The 17,146-nt window shown below is 72.5% G+C and carries 13 protein-coding genes; 4 read left to right on the top strand and 9 right to left on the bottom strand.

Going from position 1 to position 17,146, the window contains the following annotated elements:
* Positions 1 to 273: 273 nt before the first annotated feature.
* On the top strand, positions 274 to 1,326 hold the full coding sequence (locus ACZ5GP_RS01095; protein WP_468748744.1) for a leucine-rich repeat domain-containing protein: 1,053 nt from the start codon (positions 274 to 276) through the stop codon (positions 1,324 to 1,326).
* A 212-nt stretch (positions 1,327 to 1,538) separates the two neighbouring features.
* Here ACZ5GP_RS01095 and ACZ5GP_RS01100 read toward each other — a convergent pair whose 3' ends face one another.
* The 5 genes from ACZ5GP_RS01100 to ACZ5GP_RS01120 all read right to left on the bottom strand — a co-directional run bounded on the left by ACZ5GP_RS01100 (position 1,539) and on the right by ACZ5GP_RS01120 (position 6,029).
* Positions 1,539 to 1,781, bottom strand: coding sequence for a DUF397 domain-containing protein (locus ACZ5GP_RS01100; protein WP_468748745.1), 243 nt, complete (start codon positions 1,779 to 1,781; stop codon positions 1,539 to 1,541).
* A 107-nt stretch (positions 1,782 to 1,888) separates the two neighbouring features.
* Entirely contained in the window at positions 1,889 to 3,091 is a 1,203-nt protein-coding gene (locus ACZ5GP_RS01105) for a thiolase domain-containing protein (RefSeq protein WP_468748746.1), read from the bottom strand.
* Complete coding sequence (locus tag ACZ5GP_RS01110; protein WP_468748747.1) at positions 3,088 to 4,167, bottom strand: thiolase domain-containing protein; 1,080 nt, start codon at positions 4,165 to 4,167, stop codon at positions 3,088 to 3,090. The genes ACZ5GP_RS01105 and ACZ5GP_RS01110 overlap by 4 nt, the downstream gene beginning before the upstream one ends.
* Positions 4,168 to 5,130: a Zn-ribbon domain-containing OB-fold protein gene (locus tag ACZ5GP_RS01115; protein WP_468748748.1), complete on the bottom strand. Its 963-nt coding sequence runs from the start codon at positions 5,128 to 5,130 to the stop codon at positions 4,168 to 4,170.
* Between the two features lie 98 nt (positions 5,131 to 5,228).
* Positions 5,229 to 6,029, bottom strand: a complete 801-nt coding sequence (locus tag ACZ5GP_RS01120) for a crotonase/enoyl-CoA hydratase family protein (RefSeq protein WP_468748749.1) — start codon at positions 6,027 to 6,029, stop codon at positions 5,229 to 5,231.
* Between the two features lie 224 nt (positions 6,030 to 6,253).
* Here ACZ5GP_RS01120 and ACZ5GP_RS01125 point away from each other — a divergent pair, with 224 nt between their 5' ends.
* Entirely contained in the window at positions 6,254 to 7,873 is a 1,620-nt protein-coding gene (locus ACZ5GP_RS01125; protein ID WP_468748750.1) for an acyl-CoA synthetase, read from the top strand.
* A 53-nt stretch (positions 7,874 to 7,926) separates the two neighbouring features.
* Here the strand turns inward: ACZ5GP_RS01125 and ACZ5GP_RS01130 are convergent, their stop codons facing one another.
* Positions 7,927 to 8,772: an alpha/beta fold hydrolase gene (locus tag ACZ5GP_RS01130; RefSeq protein WP_468748751.1), complete on the bottom strand. Its 846-nt coding sequence runs from the start codon at positions 8,770 to 8,772 to the stop codon at positions 7,927 to 7,929.
* A gap of 173 nt (positions 8,773 to 8,945) precedes the next feature.
* On the opposite strand from ACZ5GP_RS01130, the gene paaK reads away from it, so the two are divergent.
* Positions 8,946 to 10,244 (top strand): phenylacetate--CoA ligase PaaK, encoded by a 1,299-nt coding sequence (gene paaK / locus ACZ5GP_RS01135; protein ID WP_468748752.1) that lies wholly within the window; start codon positions 8,946 to 8,948, stop codon positions 10,242 to 10,244.
* A gap of 57 nt (positions 10,245 to 10,301) precedes the next feature.
* Here the strand turns inward: paaK and ACZ5GP_RS01140 are convergent, their stop codons facing one another.
* Positions 10,302 to 11,804, bottom strand: a complete 1,503-nt coding sequence (locus ACZ5GP_RS01140; RefSeq protein ID WP_468748753.1) for an acyl-CoA synthetase — start codon at positions 11,802 to 11,804, stop codon at positions 10,302 to 10,304.
* Positions 11,805 to 11,910: 106 nt separating this feature from the next.
* Between ACZ5GP_RS01140 and ACZ5GP_RS01145 the strand changes: the two genes are divergently transcribed.
* Entirely contained in the window at positions 11,911 to 14,319 is a 2,409-nt protein-coding gene (locus ACZ5GP_RS01145) for a penicillin acylase family protein (RefSeq protein ID WP_468748754.1), read from the top strand.
* A 45-nt stretch (positions 14,320 to 14,364) separates the two neighbouring features.
* Here the strand turns inward: ACZ5GP_RS01145 and ACZ5GP_RS01150 are convergent, their stop codons facing one another.
* Positions 14,365 to 15,939 (bottom strand): acyl-CoA synthetase, encoded by a 1,575-nt coding sequence (locus ACZ5GP_RS01150; protein WP_468748755.1) that lies wholly within the window; start codon positions 15,937 to 15,939, stop codon positions 14,365 to 14,367.
* Positions 15,936 to 17,048, bottom strand: a complete 1,113-nt coding sequence (locus tag ACZ5GP_RS01155; protein WP_468748756.1) for a nitronate monooxygenase — start codon at positions 17,046 to 17,048, stop codon at positions 15,936 to 15,938. Before ACZ5GP_RS01155 ends, ACZ5GP_RS01150 begins: the two co-directional genes overlap by 4 nt.
* Between the last annotated feature and the right edge of the window lie 98 nt (positions 17,049 to 17,146).

Raw genomic sequence — 17,146 nt, forward strand, 5'->3', positions numbered from 1 at the left:
GCGCCCATGGTACGTGGCCGCCGGTGCCCGCCGACGCGGGGGCGCGACCGTTCGCCGCCCCCACCGGTCGGCCCGCACGCCCTCGGCACCCGCCGGGCCCGTGCCGGTAGGCTCGCGGCCGGTGATCGCCGGTGGGCCTGGGTGGGCCGCGTCCAACCGCCCCCCGGGTCGATCCACCGGCCCCCACCATCGAGTGGGCCCGTCCTGGCGCCTCGCCGGGTTCCGTCGGCCGGGGTCGCCGAAGTGCCGGGCGGCAAGGCGAGGGGCAGCGGCATGGCGGACAGGGGCGGGATGGACGTGGGTGGCGAGGCCGACGGCAGGGTGCTGACCAGCGGTGAAATGGACGGCCACGTGCCGAACGGCCGCGAGGTCGGCGGCGGTGCGGAGCACGGGGGCGAGGCCGGCGGTGGCCTACGGAACCGCCGGGAGGCCGACGGCAATGCGCCGAAGGATAGCGTCAGCGGCGGTGACACCGGCAGCGGCCGACGGCAGCGCCGCGGGATCGACGCCGACGGGGCGAACGGCAGTGAGACCAGAGGGGACGCAGTGAACGGGAGCGAAGTTGACCGCGGTGACGGCCATGGCGGCCACAGCACCGCAGCGGCCGACACCTCGGTCCTGGACTACTGGCACGGCGGTCTCAGCGAGGTGCCGGAGGAGGTCTGGCGCCACCCGCGCCTTGAGGTCCTGCTCCTGCCCGACAACGCCCTCACCGCCGTCCCCGTCCGCATCGGGACGCTCACCGCGCTGCACACCCTCGACCTCGGTCACAACAGGCTGCGCGCCGTCCCGGCCGAGCTGGGCGATCTCCCGGCGTTGAGCCGCTTCCTCTATCTCCACGACAATCAGCTCACCGAGCTGCCCGCCTCACTCGGCCGGCTCACCCGGCTCGGCTACCTGAACGTCGGCGAGAACCGCCTGACTTCCCTTCCCGACTCCGTCGGCGCCCTCACCGGCCTGGTGGAACTGCGCGCCCAGCACAACCAGTTGACCCACCTGCCGGACACGATCGGCGCGCTCGCCGCGCTGCGTGAGCTGTGGCTGCGCGGCAACCGTCTCACCTCTCTTCCCGACGGCGTACGGCACCTGGCCTCCCTTCGGGAGATCGAGCTGCGCGAGAACGCCTTCACCGCCGTCCCGGAGACCCTGCGCGGGCTGCCCCTGCTGCGCCGCGTCGACCTTCGGGGCAACCGGGTGCGCCAGCTTCCGCACTGGCTGGCCGAGTTGCCCTCCTTGGAGAAGTTGGATCTGCGCTGGAACGACACCCACGTCGACGGAGGGCTCCTGCGGACGCTCGAAAGCAAGGGCTGCGTCGTACTCCACTAGGGCCCCGCTTTCGGATCAGGCCGGATCAGGGGGCGGCGTCCGGTGCGGGCGATCGCAAGGCGGAGGAGGGAGTCGATGCGGAGCATCGGCGACCGACGACAACGCGGATGGGGGTCCCCCCGCGCCCTTCAGGCGTGGGGGAGTGCGTGCCGGACGCCGCGAGCCCGGCAAGATCCGGAAGAGAGGCCCTCGCGCCGCGGCGCTTCGGCTCGCTAGGTCAGGTCGAACTCTCCCGCACGGGCGCCGTGCACGAAGGCGCCCCACTCCGCCGGGGTGAAGATCAGGGACGGGCTCTCGGGCCGGCCGCTGTTGCGCATCGCGACGAAGCCTTCGACGAAGGCGATCTCCACGTCCCCGTGCCCCTCACTGCTCGACCGCCAGTCGGCGGCGCTGAGGTCGAGCTCCGGCTTGTCCCAGCCCGCGAGCGGATGCTGCTGAGTGGTGCTTTCGGCCACGTCCGTGCTCCTCCCGAATTGCGTCGTCCGGCGCCAGCCTAGCTTTCGCCTCCCGCGCCGCACAGGCCGCGACGCGAGGACCGCGGCCACCGTCGCGCCGGTCGATGTCAGGAGGTGGGCGGCTCGGCCCCGACGAGCCACATGGAGAAGAACTGGGCGCCGCCGCCGTAGGCGTGCCCAAGTGCCCTGCGCGCTCCGTCGACTTGGTGTTCGCCCGCCTGGCCGCGCACCTGAAGTGCCGCCTCCGCGAAGCGGATCATGCCTGAGGCACCGATCGGATTGGCCGAGAGGACGCCGCCGGACATGTTGACGGGCAGGTCGCCGTCGAGTTCCGTCACGCCGGACTCGGTGAGCTTCCAGCCCTCGCCCTCGGCCGCGAAGCCGAGGTTCTCCAGCCACATCGGCTCGTACCAGGAGAACGGCACGTACATCTCGACGACGTCGATCTCCCGGCGCGGCTCGGTGATGCCCGCCTGGCGGTAGACGTCGGCCGCGCAGTCCTTGCCGGCCCGCGGGGAGACGAAGTCCTTGCCGGCGAAGAGCGTCGGCTCGCTGCGCATCGCGCCGCCGTGCAGCCAGGCGGGCGGTTGGGGTGAACGGGCCGCGCCCGCCCGGTCGGTGAGGACCATCGCGCAGGCGCCGTCGGAGGAGGGGCACGTCTCCGAGTAGCGGATCGGGTCCCAGAGCATGGGCGAGGCCTGGACCTTCTCCAGGGTGATGTCGTGTTCGTGGAGGTGCGCGTAGGGGTTCTTCAGGGCGTTGCGGCGGTCCTTGTACGCGACGAGGGAGCCGACCGTGTCGGGGGCACCGGTGCGGCGCATGTAGGCACGTACGTGCGGGGCGAAGAAGCCGCCCGCCCCGGCGAGGAGCGGCTGCTGGAAGGGGATGGGCAGCGAGAGGCCCCACATCGCGTTGGATTCCGACTGTTTTTCGAAGGCGAGGGTGAGGACGGTGCCGTGGACGCGGCCCGCGACGAGGTTGGCGGCGACGAGCGCCGTGGAGCCGCCGACGGAACCGGCCGTGTGCACGCGGAGCATGGGTTTTCCGACGGCGCCGAGGGCGTCGGCGAGGTACAGCTCCGGCATCATGACGCCCTCGAAGAAGTCGGGCGCCTTGCCGATGACGACGGCGTCGATGTCCGGCCACGCCAACTCGGCGTCCGCCAGCGCTCGCCGGGCCGCCTCGCGCACGAGGCCGGCGATCGATACGTCGCGGCGGGCCGCCACGTGCCTGGTCTGCCCGATCCCGACGACGGCCACGGGCTCCTTGCCCGCCGAACCACCCACCGGGCCGCTTGGCGAACTGCTCATCGGGCGTCTCCTTCCAGGAGGGCGACCAGGTTCTGCTGGAGGCAGGGCCCGGACGTCGCGTGGGCGACGGCGCGGTTCGAGGCGCCCCGGTGGATCCGGGCGGCGGCCTCACCGATCCGGATGAGTCCGGCGGCCATCATGGGGTGGGCGGCGAGCGCGCCGCCGGACGGGTTGACGGTGACGTCGTCGCCGAGCTTCAGCGCCTTGCGCAGGACGACCTCCTGGGAACTGAAGGGAGCGTGCACTTCAGCGGTGTCCACGGGCTGTTCGAAGACTCCGGCGCGCTCGGCGGCCAGGCGGGTGGACGGCGAGTCGGTGAGGTCGCGCACCCCGAGGCCGTGCGCCTCGACGCGGTGGTCGATGCCCTGGATCCACGCGGGCCGCTCGCACAGGTCGCGGGCCCGCTCCCCCGCGGCGAGGATGACGGCGGCGGCCCCGTCGCCGACCGGCGGGCAGTCGCCGGTGCGCAGCGGACGTACGACGTACTCCCCTTGCGGGACCGCGCCTCGCAGCTGCGCGTGGGAGTTGGCGGCGGCGTCGGCCCGGCTGCGGCGTGCGACTGCGGCCAGCGCGGGCTCGTCGGTCTCGCCCGCGTCGATGAGTGCCTGTGCCTGGAGCGCGGCGAGCGCCACGGAGTCGGGCCACAGGGGCGCCACGTAGTAGGGGTCGAGCTGGCGGGTCAGCACGTCGCGTACGGAGCCGGGCGAGGACTTGCCGTAGGAGTAGACGAGCGCCGTGTCCGCCTCGCCGGTCTGCAAGGTCGTCCACGCCTCGTACAGGGCCCAGGCGCCGTCCATCTCGACGTGCGACTCGGAGATCGGCGGCCAGGCGCCCACCCCGTCGAGCGCCATGGTGAACGAGAAGGCGCGGCCCGCGAGGTAGTCGCAGGAGCCGGAGCAGGTGAAGCCGATGTCGCTGGTCCTGAGGCCGGTGACGGCGAGGACCTCGTGGAGGACCGGCATGAGCATCTCGACTTCCGACAGGTCGTCGGTGGAGCGCCGGTGGTCGGTCTGCGCGAAGGCGACGACGGCGACCGCACGGGCGGGACGCGTCACGGAGGGCTTCGGCGGCGCCATCTAGACCAGCTCCTTGTACGTGTCGTAGTCGGCGTCGGGTTCGCCTGTGGGGCGGTAGTGGTCGGGGTGGCGGCCGCCTTCCGTCCATACGGGTTCGACGCGCAGGCCCATGCGCACTTCGTCGTAGGGGATGCCGGCGATGCGTGCGTGCAGCGCGAGGTCGGCGCCGTCCAGGGCGATGTGGGCGTAGACGTAGGGGACTTCGATGTCGAGGTTCTTCGCCTTGATGTTGACGATGCAGTACGTCGTGACGGTGCCGCGCGGGCCGACCTCCACCCGTTCCGTCGTGGCGAGCCCGCAGGTGGGGCAGGCGCCCCGGGGCGGGACGTACACCTTGTGGCAGGCCGGGCAGCGTTCGCCGACGGTCTTCCGTTCGGAGAGTGCGTGGAGGTAGGCGCTCTGGGCGCGGCCGGGCGAGTAGGTGTAGTCGAGGCGTGCGGAGGCGACGATCCCGGTGACGGGATTCTCGAACTCCCCCGTGTGCGGGCCGGGTCGCGGCTCCGCTTCCTCTCCCTCGTACGGCTCGAAGCAGGCGATGTCCGTGATGGCGCCCACGCGTTCGCCGGCCCAGCGGATGCGGACGCGCATGCCGGTGCGCACGGCGTCCGGGCCGGGGGCGTCGAGGGCGTGGAGCAGGGCGGTGTCGGCGCCGTCCAGTCTCACCAGGACCCAGGCGAAGGGGGTGCCGAGGGGCTGGCCCCGGCGGGGTTCGTGGTTCCAGGCCCAGGTGGTCACGGTGCCGGTGGCAGCGACCTCCACGAGGTCGCGTATCTCGTCGGCGGTCACCGGGTCGTATTCGACGGGCGGCACGAGCGTGCGCCCGTCGACGGTCTTGACGCCGAGGACGGTGCGTTCGCGCAGCCCGGTCAGGAACGCGCTCTGCACGGGCCCGAGGGACCGCGTGAAGGGAAACTCCACGACGAGAGGAGCGCGCAGCACATCGGGGGAAGAGGCGGATGCCATGGGCGGACTCCATTGCACTCGGTGAACGGGAAGGCGCCCGAGGGGGGCGCGGGAAACGGTGCGACCGGCCACGGCGGGCCCGCGGCCGGCGGAACGTCCTACGCCCGCCGGAACACGGGCACCCGTTTCTCCGCGAAGGCCCTGGAGCCCTCTTTCGCGTCGGCGGTGTCGAAGACGGGCCACCCCCTCTTCAGCTCGGCCGCGAGCCCGGCCTCCTCGCTCATCTCGGCGGCCTCGTACACGGAGGCCTTGACCGCTTCCACGGCGAGCGGCCCGCACGCGTTGATCTGCTCGGCGATGACCAGGGCCTTCTCCAGCGCCGAGCCGTCCGGCACCACATGACCGATCAGGCCGATCGCCGCCGCCTCGGCCGCCGAGTAGGGCCGCCCGGTGAGCAGCATCTCCAGGGCATGCGTACGAGGGATCTGGCGGGGGAGCCGCACGGTAGAGCCCCCGATGGGGAAGAGGCCGCGCCGGACCTCGAAGAGGCCGAAGGTCGCCGACCGTCCCGCGACACGGATGTCCGTGCCCTGGAGCATCTCCGTGCCGCCGGCCACGCAGTGGCCCTCGACGGCGGCGATGACCGGCTTGCGGGGCCGGTGGTGGCGCAGCATCGCCTTCCAGTGCAGGTCGGGGTCGGCCGTCAGCCGGTCGCGGTACCGCTCGCCCTCCATCCCCTTGCCGGCGAGGGCCTTGAGGTCCATGCCCGCGCAGAACGCGCCGCCCGCGCCGGTCAGCACGACGGAGCGGACGGTGTCGTCCTCGTCGGCGGCCACCCAGCCGTCGTAGAGGCCCACGAGCATCGGCAGCGAGAGGGCGTTCTTCGCTTCGGGCCTGTTGAGCGTGAGGATCAGTGTGGCGCCTTCGCGCCGCACGGAGAGGTGTTCCGTCCCGGCCATGTGCCGTGCTCCCTCCGTCGACGGCCGCCGTACGGCCGGCCTGTCGCTTCTCGGACCTGGAACAGGTTGCAGTAGGCAGGGAGCCAGTTCAATACCTTTCTGACACCCAGTCAGTTTTCCTTTGCGGCGCCACTTCCCAGTTGTGGGCGCCTCTGCTCTGATGACCGCCGGAGCGGATGTCGCGGGAGACGGCGGCATCGGACGCCGGGGTCAGGAGGAGTGCGGTGGAGTACAACCTTGCCGACCTGTTCGAGTCGGTCGTCGACGTGGTCCCGGGCCGTGAGGCACTCGTCTACCTCGACCACCCCGGTACGGGCGCCGAGCGCCGGCTGACCTACGCCGAGCTGGACGCGGCGGCCAACCGCCTCGCCCACCACCTGATCGACTCCGGGCTGCGGCCCGGCGAGCACCTGGGCCTGCATCTGTACAACGGCGTCGAGTACCTCCAGACGGTGCTGGCCTGCCTGAAGGCCCGGCTCGTGCCGGTCAACGTCAACTACCGCTACGTGGCCGAGGAGTTGGTCTACCTCTACCGCGACGCGGACCTCGCGGCGCTCGTGTTCGACGGCGAGTTCACCGGGCGGGTCGCGGCGGCGCTGCCGCGCGCGGAGAAACTGCGGCACGTGATCCGGGTGGGGGCGCCGCCCGCCGACGCGCCCGCGCTCGACGCGCCGGCCTTCGAAGCGGCGGAGGCGGCGGGCTCACCGGAGCGGGGGTTCGGGCCGCGCTCCCCCGACGACCTGTTCATCATCTACACCGGCGGCACGACCGGGATGCCCAAGGGCGTCATGTGGCGCCAGGAGGACCTGTTCTTCGCGGGGCTCTTCGGCGGCGACCCGGCGGGCGCACCGGTGAAGCGGCCCGAGGAGCTGGCCGAGCGCGTCGCGGCGGGCGGGCCGGGCCTCACCTTCTTCCCGACGCCCCCGCTCATGCACGGCACCTCCACGCTGACCTCGTTCATCGCCTTCAACTACGGCCAGCGCGTGGCGCTGCACCGCAAGTACGTGCCCGAAGAGGTGCTGCGCACCATCGAGCGGGAGAAGGTCTCCAGCGTGTCCCTGGTGGGCGACGCGATGCTCAGGCCGCTCGTCGACGCGCTGCGCGGCCCCCTCAAGGGCACCGACCTCTCGTCGCTGTTCAGCGTCTCCTCGTCCGGGGCGATCATGTCCGAGACGGTGCGCGCGCAGTTCCAGGAACTGGTGCCCGACGTGTTGGTCCTGAACAACTTCGGTTCCTCCGAATCCGGCTCGAACGGCAGGGCCACGGACGACTCGGGCCCGGTCAGGGGCTTTCGCCTGGCGGTCAACGACCGTACGAAGGTGGTGGACCCGGTGACCCACGAGCCGGTCGCGGTGGGCGAGCCCGGTCGCCTCGCCCAGCGCGGCCATGTGCCGCTCGGCTACTACAACGACCCGGCGAAGACCGCCGAGACGTTCTTCCAGAAGGGCGAGGAGCGCTGGGTACTGCTCGGCGACATGGCGACCGTCGACGAGACCGGCGTCGTCACCGTCCTCGGCCGCGGCTCGCAGTGCATCAACACCGGTGGCGAGAAGGTGTATCCGGAGGAGGTCGAGCAGGCCCTCAAGTCACATCCGGACGTGTACGACGCACTGGTGGCCGGCGTGCCCGACGAGCGCTGGGGCGTCGCCGTCGCCGCCGTCATCCAACTTCGCCGCGGCGCACCCCCGTTGGATCTGGCGGCGGTCCAGGCCCACTGTCGCGCGCTGCTCGCCGGCTACAAGATCCCGCGCAGGGTGGTCCTCACGGACCACATCCAGCGCTCTCCCAGCGGCAAGGCGGACTACCGGTGGGCCAAGGCGGTGGCGGCGGGCGGCTGCGGGTGATCGCCGGGGGGCCCAGTGCATGAGTCCCCCCCCGGCCGCCTGGAGAGGGCCCTTCAGTGCTGCGCGAGGAACCCCGCCACCCGCCGCACGAACCACTCCGCGTCGTCCAGCCACGGGAAGTGCCCGCCGCCCGGCTGCACTTGGCACACACCGTGCGGGAAGAGGGCGGCCAGCTCCTCGGCGCGCGCCGGGCTCGGCCCGCCGTCGTAGGCCCCCGCGAGGACGAGCACCGGCGCGGCGACCGCCGCGAGGGCGGCGCGGGTCGCGGGCGGATCGAAGGACGCCTCGCCGTAGTACGCCTCGGACGCCGCCAGGTTCTTCTGGGCCGTGCTCCGCGCCCGGTGTTCCTGGGCCGCCGTGTCCCAGCGCCCGTAGGTGAGCGGCGCGATGGCCTCCCAGCCCGCGGAGGGCGCGCGGCCCTGCGCGATCTCGCGCAGCGCGGTCTCGGCCGCCGGGTACCAGGGCTCGTCCTTGCGCAGCGCGGCCGCCTCGCGGCGGTCCTCGTCGGTGACGGTGCCGCCGACGGCCAGCGTGGCCGGGGTGACGAGGACGAGGGTGCGGATCCTCTTGGGGTGGCGGGCCGCGTACAGCGTGGCGAGGTCGCCGCCCGCGGAGTGGCCGAGCACGTCGACCCGGTCGAGGCCGAGGTGCTCGCGCAGCGCCTCGACGTCGTCGGTCTGCCGGTCGCAGCGGTACGTCGAGACGTCGTCCGGGATCGCGGAGTCGCCCGTGCCGCGCAGGTCGAGCAGGATGAGGCGGCGGTGCGCCGTGAGACCGCCGAGGTCCCCGAGGTAGACGGAGGCCCGCATGGGGCCGCCGGGCAGGCAGAGCAGCGGCTCCCCCTCCCCCTTCTCGTGGTAGGCCAACTGGGTCCCGTCGTACGCGCTGAATACCGGCATGCCGATGATCATCACACCCCCGGACCCGCGGAGCAACGCCTCCGTACCCGGCCCACCTGCGTGAAACGGTCGTGCGCGATCCCTTGACGCCCACCGCCCGGCCTGGATTACTGACCTCACGGAAGATCGTCGACCGAATGATCGGTCGCCCGTTCGGGACGGGGGAACCCCTTATGGCGCGTACGCCGCTGGAGCTGGACGCGGCGGAACGGCTCGGCCCCGAGGAGCTCGGGGCGCTGCAGCTCGAACGCCTCCAGGAGACCTTGCTGCGCGCGTACGAGAAGGTCCCGTTCTACCGGGCGGCGTTCGACAAGGCGGGCCTGCGCCCCGACGACTGCCGTTCGCTCGCCGACCTGGCGCTGTTCCCCTTCACCACCAAGGACGACCTGCGCGCCAACTACCCGTTCGGGATGTTCGCGGTGGAGCGGTCCGAGGTGCGCAGGCTGCACGCGTCCAGCGGCACGACCGGCCTGCCCACGGTCGTCGGGTACACCGAGCGCGACCTGTCCATGTGGGCCGACGTGGTGGCGCGCTCGATCCGGGCCGCGGGCGGCAGACCGGGGAACATGATCCATGTGGCGTACGGGTACGGCCTGTTCACCGGGGGGCTCGGCGCGCACTACGGCGCGGAGCGGCTCGGCTGCACGGTGGTCCCCGCGTCCGGTGGGATGACCGCCCGCCAGGTGCGGCTGATCCAGGACTTCCGCCCCGAGATCATCATGGTGACCCCCTCGTACATGCTCACGCTCCTGGAGGAGTTCGAGCGGCAGGGCGTCGATCCGCGTACGACGTCGCTGCGGGTCGGGATCTTCGGTGCGGAGCCGTGGACGGAGGAAATGCGGCGCGAGATCGAGGAGCGGTTCGCGATCGACGCCGTCGACATCTACGGACTCTCGGAGGTGATCGGGCCGGGCGTCGCGCAGGAGTGCGTGGAGACCAAGGACGGGCTGCACATCTGGGAGGACCACTTCTACCCCGAGGTCGTCGATCCGATCACGGGCGAGGTCCTGCCGGACGGGGAGCGCGGCGAGCTGGTGTTCACCTCGCTCACCAAGGAGGCGATGCCGGTGATCCGCTACCGCACCCGTGACCTCACACGGCTGCTTCCCGGCACCGCGCGGGTCTTCCGGCGGATGGAGAAGGTGACGGGCCGCAGCGACGACATGGTGATCCTGCGCGGCGTGAACCTCTTCCCCACGCAGATCGAGGAGATCGTGCTGCGCACGGCGGGCGTCGCCCCGCACTTCCAGCTGCGCCTGACCCGCGAGGGACGCATGGACGCCCTGACGGTACGGGCCGAGGCGCGCGCGGACACCCCGCCGCAGCGGCGCGAGGCCGCGGCCCGCGAGATCGCGGCGGCGGTCAAGGACGGCATCGGCGTCTCGGTCGGCGTCGACATCGTGGACCCGGAGACGCTGGAACGCTCGGTCGGCAAGTTCAAGCGGATCGTGGACCTGCGGGAGCGGCCGTGAGCCGCCCCCCTCGCGGGGTCACGGCCCGGTCGGCGCCCTGGGCGGGCCCAGGAGGGCTCATGATCCGCCGAAGCGGTCCCGCAGTTCTCGTTTGAGGATCTTTCCGCTGGCGTTGCGCGGCAGTTCGTCCACGAAGAGGATCCGTTTCGGGGCCTTGAAGGAGGAGAGCCGCGTGCGAGCGTGGGCGATGAGGGCGTCCTCCGTCAGCTCGTCGTCCCTGCGGACGACGACGGCGGTGACCGCCTCGATCCAGCGCTCGTCCGGCAGTCCGATCACGGCCGCCTCCGCGACGCCCGCGTGCTCGTACAGCGCGTCCTCGACCTGCCGCGAGGCGACGAGCACTCCCCCGGAGTTGATGACGTCCTTGACGCGGTCCACCACGGTGAAGCAACCGTCCGCGTCCCGTACCGCGAGGTCGCCGGAGTGGAACCAGCCGTCGCGGAAGGCCTCCGCGGTCTCCCGCGGCTTGTCCCAGTAACCGTCGCACAACTGCGGTGAGCGGTAGACGACTTCGCCGCGCGTGCCGTCCGGCACCTCGTGGCCGCTCTCGTCGACGACGCGTGCCTCCACGAACAGGACGGGCCGGCCGCAGGAGTCCATGCGGCCCTCGTGCTCGTCCGGGCCGAGGACGGTGGCGAGCGGCCCGATCTCGCTCTGCCCGAAGCAGTTGTAGAAGCCGAGCCCGGGCAGCCGGGCCCGCAGCCGTTCCAGGACGGGCACCGGCATGATCGACGCCCCGTAGTACGCCTTGCGCAGCGCGCCGAGGTCGCGGGTGGCGAAGTCGGGGTGGCCGGCGAGGGCGATCCAGACGGTCGGCGGAGCGAACAGGCTGTCGGCGCGCCCCGCTTCGACCAGGTCGAAGATCCGCTCGGCGTCGGGTGCGTCGAGGACGGTGTTCTCGGCGCCGACCGCGAGGTAGGGCATGAGGAAGACGTGCATCTGCGCCGAGTGGTAGAGCGGCAGCGAGTGGACGGGCCGGTCGTCGCCCTTCAGGTCGAGGGCGACGATCGCGCTCACGTACTCGTGGACGAGGGCGCGGTGCGACATCATGGCGCCCTTCGGCCTCGCGGTCGTGCCCGAGGTGTAGAGCAGTTGCGCCAGGTCGCCGCCGCCGGGCCCCTGCCCCTCGTACGCGGGCGCGGTGGCGAGCCGCGCGAGCAGGGAGCCGGCCGCGTCCCGCAGGGGCAGGGTCGGCACACCGGCGGGCAGGCGCCCCGCGAGATCCGGATCGGTGAGGACGAGGGAGCTGCCGGACTGGCGGACGATGTACGCGAGGTCGTCGCCGGTCAGGTTCTGGTTGACCGGCACATGGACCAGGCCCGCCCGCGCGCAGGCGAGGAAGCCGATCAGATAGGCGTCGGAGTTGTGCGCGTAGGCGGCGACCCGCTCGCCGGGGGTGAGCCCGTGGTCGCGCAGCGCCCGGGCCGCGCGCGAGACGGCGTCGTCGAGCCGCTCGTAGGTCCAGGACCGCTCGCCGTAGTGCAGCGCCGTGCGCCGCGGCGTGCGGCGCGCGCTGCGGCGCAGGACCGCGTCGACCGTGTTGTCGCGTACACCCGTCATGGCGTGATCCTCGGGGCCCGCGACGGTCCGGTCAAGGCACGACACAGATGACATACCGCTTGGTACGCTCAACCGCCCCTACCGTCAACGCTGTTGGGAGGCACCCTTGCCTACCCGTACGAGACGACTGGCCGCCGCCGGAGTCACCCTGCTGACCGCCGTGGCCCTGCTGCCGGCCGGCGCGTCGGCCGCACCGCGGGACGCCCACCCCGCGGGCGGCGGCCTGCACGCCACCATCCGCTACACGCAGTACGGCATTCCGCACATCGTCGCCGAGGACTACGCGGACCTCGGCTTCGGCACCGGCTGGGCGCAGGCCGCCGACCAGGTGTGCACGCTCGCCGACGGGTACGTGACCGTACGCGGCGAGCGCTCGCGCCACTTCGGACCCGAGGCCGCTCCCGGCACGGCCCTCTCCTCGGCGTCCACGAACCTCGCCAGCGACCTCTACTTCCGCGGCGTACGCGAGGCGGGCACCGTGGAGAAACTCCTGGAGCAGCCCGCCCCGCGGGGACCGAGCCGCCGGGCGAAGGAGCTGATGCGGGGCTTCGCGGCGGGCTACAACGCCTGGCTGAAGCAGAACCGCGTCACCGATCCGGCCTGTGCGAAGGCCGACTGGGTCCGTCCGATCACCGCCCTCGACGTGGCCCGGCAGGGTTACGCCGTGCAGGTGCTCGGCGGGCAGGGGCGCGGCATCGACGGCATCACGGCCGCCCGCCCGCCGGGCGCCCGGAGCGCGGAGCGGACGGCCGATCCGCGCCGCTCGGCGAAGGCGGCCCGGGAGCTGTTCTCCGCGCAGGACGCCGACATGGGCTCCAACGCCGTCGCGTTCAGCGGCCAGGTCACCGCGAACGGCAAGGGACTGCTGCTCGGCAACCCGCACTACCCCTGGCACGGCGGGCGCCGCTTCTGGCAGTCGCAGCAGACCATCCCGGGCGAACTGAACGTCTCCGGAGCCTCGTTGCTCGGCACCGGCGTGGTCAACATCGGCTTCAACGGCGACGTGGCGTGGAGCCACACCGTGGCGAGCGGGGTCACCCTGAACCTGCACCAGCTCACGCTGGACGCCGCCGACCCGACCACCTACGTGATCGACGGCACACCGCACAAGATGACGAAGCGCACCGTGACGGTGCCCGTCGAGGACGGCGCCCCGGTCACCCGCACCCAGTGGTGGACCCGCTACGGTCCCGTCGTCACCGGCCTCGGCCCGCAGCTGCCCCTGCCCTGGTCCTCGACCACGGCGTACGCGCTCAACGACCCCAACGCCGTGAACCTGCGCGGCAGCGACACCGACCTCGGCTTCGGCAGGGCCCGTTCCACCGCGGGCATCCTGCGGGCGCTGCGCGACACGCAGGGGCTGCCCTGGGTGAACACCGTCGCGGCGGACCGGCGCGGCCACTCGCTGCTCACCCAGTCGCAGGTGCTGCCCCGCATCACCGACGACCTGGCGCAGCGGTGCAGCACGCCCCTGGGCAAGGTCACCTACCCGGCGTCGGGCGTGGCCGTGCTCGACGGCTCGCGCGGCTCGTGCGCGCTCGGCTCCGACAAGGACGCGCTGCAGCCCGGCGTCTTCGGCCCCTCCAGGATGCCGACACTCAAGAATGCCCCTTACGCGGAGAACTCCAACGACAGCGCCTGGCTGACCAACGCCGACCGCCCGATCACCGGCTACGAGCGGGTCTTCGGCACGATCGGCACCCAGCGCTCGATGCGTACGCGTGGGGCCATCGAGGATGTCGCCGCGATGGCGGAGAAGGGCCGTCTCACGGTCGCCGACCTGCAACGCCAGCAGTTCGCGAACCGTGTGCCCGCGGCGGATCTCGCGGCCGACGACACCGCGCGGGCCTGTGCGGCACTACCCGGGGGCACCGCGACCGGCAGCGACGGCAAGGCCGTCGACGTGCGCCAGGCGTGCCGGGTCCTGGCACGCTGGGACCACACGATGGACACCGGGAGCCGGGGCGCGCTGCTCTTCGACCGCTTCTGGCGCAAGCTGACGGCGCCGGCCGGGTCGCAGACGCGGATGTGGAAGGTGCCGTTCTCGGCGGCCGACCCCGTGCGCACACCGAACACCCTCGACACCTCCGCGCCCGGCTTCCCGACGGCGCTGGCGGACGCGGTGAGCGAGCTGAAGGCCGCCGGGATCGCCCTCGACGCCCCGCTGGGCGCGAACCAGTACGTCGTACGCAAGGGGCGGCGCGTCCCGGTCCACGGCGGCACGGAGTCCCTCGGTGTCTGGAACAAGATCGAGCCGGTGTGGGACCCGAAGGCCGGCTACACCGAGGTCGCGCACGGGTCGAGCCACATCCAGGCGGTCGGCTGGGACGACGGCCGCTGCCCACGCGCCCGGACGCTGCTGACGTACTCCCAGTCCGCCGACCCCAACTCGCCGCACCACAGCGATCAGACGCGGCTGTACGCCAAGGAGCGCTGGGTGACGTCCCGCTTCTGCGAGAAGGACATCCTCGGCGATCCGGCGCTGAAGGTGGTGCGGGTGCGCGAGCGCCGCTGAGCGCACGGGCCGGGTCGCCGCCGGGTGACCCGGCCCCGCCCACGCTCACATCGGGCGCTCGCGGCCTTCCCAGTACGGTTCCCGCAGCCGCCGCTTGTACAGCTTGCCGTTCGGGTCGCGGGGCATCGTCTCCACGAAGTCGACGCTCTTGGGCCGCTTGTAGCCGGCGAGACGGCGCTCGCAGTGGGCGAGGATCTCGGCGGCGAGGGCGTCGTCGGCGGCCCGGCCCCCGGCGACCTCCACGACGGCCTTGACCTCCTCGCCCCAGTCGTCGTGCGGGATGCCGAACGCGGCGGCGTCGGCGACCGCGGGGTGGGCGAGCAGCGCCGACTCGATCTCGGCGGGGTAGATGTTGACCCCGCCCGAGATGATCATGTCGATCTTGCGGTCGCGCAGGAACAGATAGCCGTCCTCGTCCAGGAGGCCGAGGTCGCCGACGGTGAAGAAGTCACCGATGCGGTTCTTCCTCGTCTTCGACTCGTCCTTGTGGTACGCGAATCCGCCGGTGGACATCTTCATGTAGACGGTGCCCAGCTCGCCGGGCGCCAGCCGGTTGCCCTCGTCGTCGAAAATCGCCAACTCGCTGATGGGCCAGGCCTTTCCGACCGTGCCCGGCTTCTTGAGCCAGTCCTGGGCGGTGGCGAAGGCCCCGCCGCCCTCGCTGGCCGCGTAGTACTCCTCGACGCACTCGCCCCACCACGCGATCATCGCGCGTTTCACGTGGTCGGGGCAGGGGGCGGCGCCATGGATGGCGTGCCGCATGGAGGACACGTCGTGGGCGGCCCGCGTGGCGTCGGGCAGGGCGAGCAGGCGGTGGAACTGGGTCGGCACCATATGCGTGTGGGTGCACTTGTGCGCGTCGATGAGGCGCAGCATCTCCTCGGGCGTCCACTTGTCCATGACGACCAGGGGGTGGCCGATGTGCAGGGCGGCGCCGGCGAACTGGAGCACGGCGGTGTGGTAGAGCGGGGAGCAGACCAGGTGGACGTTGTCGTCGAAGGGCCTGATCCCGAAGATGCCGAGGAACCCGCCGAGGTGGGACTCCTCGGGGAGCTTGCCGGACAGCGGGCGGCGGATGCCGCGCGGACGGCCGGTGGTGCCCGAGGTGTAGTTCATGACCCAGCCCAGGGTGCGCTCCTGCGGCGCCGACTCCGGTCGCCCGTCCAGGAGTTGGCGATAGGGGCGGAAGCCGGGTATGTCACCGGCGGCGTAGCGGTGGGTGGCCGGGAGCGCCGCCTCGTCGGCCGCCGCCGTGGCCGCTTCGGCGTACCTCTCGTGCGCGATCAGCACTTTGGCACCGGAGTCGGCGACGATCCAGGCGATCTCGGGGCCGACCAGGTGGTGGTTGACGGGGACGAGGTAGAAGCCGGCCTGCGCGGCGGCGAGGTAGGCGGTGAGGAACTCGACGCCGTTGGGCAGGACGACCGCGAACGCGTCGCCGCGTTCCAGGCCGGCCGCCCGCAGCCCGTGCACCAGCTGGTTCGCGACGCCGTGCAGGCGGCCCGCCGTCCACCGCTCGCCGTCGGGCGCGATGAGCACGGTGCGGCCGGGGTCGGCCGTCGCCTGGGCCCAGAAGCCGTTGGGGGGTGTGCTCTGGGGCGTGCTCCCGGCGGCGCTCACGACCGGCCTCCTCTTCCCGCGATGCGGTTGATCCGGTCGACGGCCCGTTCGAAGCCGCGGGTGAGGTCGTCGAAGACGGCCTGGACGCTGCGTTCGCTGTTCATCCGGCCGACGATCTGCCCGACCGGCGTGCCGAGCAGCTCCGGCACCTCGTACTTCTGGATGCGGGACACGGCCTCGGCGACGAGGAGCCCTTGGAGCGGCATGGGCAGCGGGCCGGGACTCCGCGGGTCGTCCCAGGCATCGGTCCACCGGGTGCGCAGCTGGCGGGCGGGCTTGCCGGTCAGCGCCCGGGAGCGGACCGTGTCACCGGAGCCGGCCGCCAGCAGCTTGCGGGTCAGGGCGGGCGAGTGCAGGTCCGCCTCGGTGGTGGTGAGCCACAGGGAGCCGAGCCACACGCCCTGCGCGCCGAGCGCGAGCGCGGCGGCGATCTGCTCGCCGCTGCCGATGCCCCCGGCGGCCAGCACCGGCAGCGGCGCGACCGCCTCGACGGCCTCGGGGGTGAGCACCATGGAGGCGATCTCGCCGGTGTGGCCGCCCGCCTCGTACCCCTGGGCGACGACGACGTCGATGCCGGCCTCGGCGTGCTTGCGGGCGTGCCGGGCGCTGCCCGCGAGGGCCGCGACGAGGATGTCGTGGGCGTGGGCGCGCGCGATCACGTCGGCCGGGGGTGAGCCGAGGGCGTTGGCGAGAAGGGCGATCGGGTAGTCGAAGGCGACGTCGAGCTGGTCGCGGGCGACCTGCTCCATCCAGCCGGTGATGCGCCAGCCGGACGCCTCGCCCTCGGCCAGCTCGGGCACGCCGTGCTCGGCGAGGGTGTCCTCGACGAACTGCCGGTGCCCCTCGGGGATCATCGCCTCGACGTCGGCCTCCGTGACTCCTTCGACCTTCTTGGCGGGCATGACGACGTCGAGCCCGTACGGCCGGCCGTCGACGTGCTCCTGCATCCAGTCGAGGTCCCTGGCCAGTTCGTCGGGTGCCGTGTAGCGGACCGCGCCGAGCACCCCGAGCCCGCCCGCCCTGCTGATGGCGGCGGCCACCGCGGGAAAGGGCGTGAAGCCGAAGATGGCGTGCTCGACTCCCAGTTTCCTGCTCAACTCCGTCTGCATGGGCGCAGGATGCCGCAGTGGCCTGGACGAGGGAAGGGCTTTTCTGATGCTGCGTCAGTTCAGTGGGCGGACCTCGGAGCCGTCGGCCGTCCGGCTCG

Source organism: Streptomyces sp. NPDC031466, assembly GCF_055581265.1.

Coding starts and splice junctions, on each gene's coding strand:
- ACZ5GP_RS01115 (WP_468748748.1), bottom strand. CDS start 5,130: ATGGCATCCGCCTCTTCCCCCGATGTGCTGCGCGCTCCTCTCGTCGTG.
- ACZ5GP_RS01140 (WP_468748753.1), bottom strand. CDS start 11,804: ATGACGGGTGTACGCGACAACACGGTCGACGCGGTCCTGCGCCGCAGC.
- ACZ5GP_RS01105 (WP_468748746.1), bottom strand. CDS start 3,091: ATGAGCAGTTCGCCAAGCGGCCCGGTGGGTGGTTCGGCGGGCAAGGAG.
- paaK (WP_468748752.1), top strand. CDS start 8,946: ATGGCGCGTACGCCGCTGGAGCTGGACGCGGCGGAACGGCTCGGCCCC.
- ACZ5GP_RS01120 (WP_468748749.1), bottom strand. CDS start 6,029: ATGGCCGGGACGGAACACCTCTCCGTGCGGCGCGAAGGCGCCACACTG.
- ACZ5GP_RS01130 (WP_468748751.1), bottom strand. CDS start 8,772: ATGCCGGTATTCAGCGCGTACGACGGGACCCAGTTGGCCTACCACGAG.
- ACZ5GP_RS01155 (WP_468748756.1), bottom strand. CDS start 17,048: ATGCAGACGGAGTTGAGCAGGAAACTGGGAGTCGAGCACGCCATCTTC.
- ACZ5GP_RS01095 (WP_468748744.1), top strand. CDS start 274: ATGGCGGACAGGGGCGGGATGGACGTGGGTGGCGAGGCCGACGGCAGG.
- ACZ5GP_RS01110 (WP_468748747.1), bottom strand. CDS start 4,167: ATGGCGCCGCCGAAGCCCTCCGTGACGCGTCCCGCCCGTGCGGTCGCC.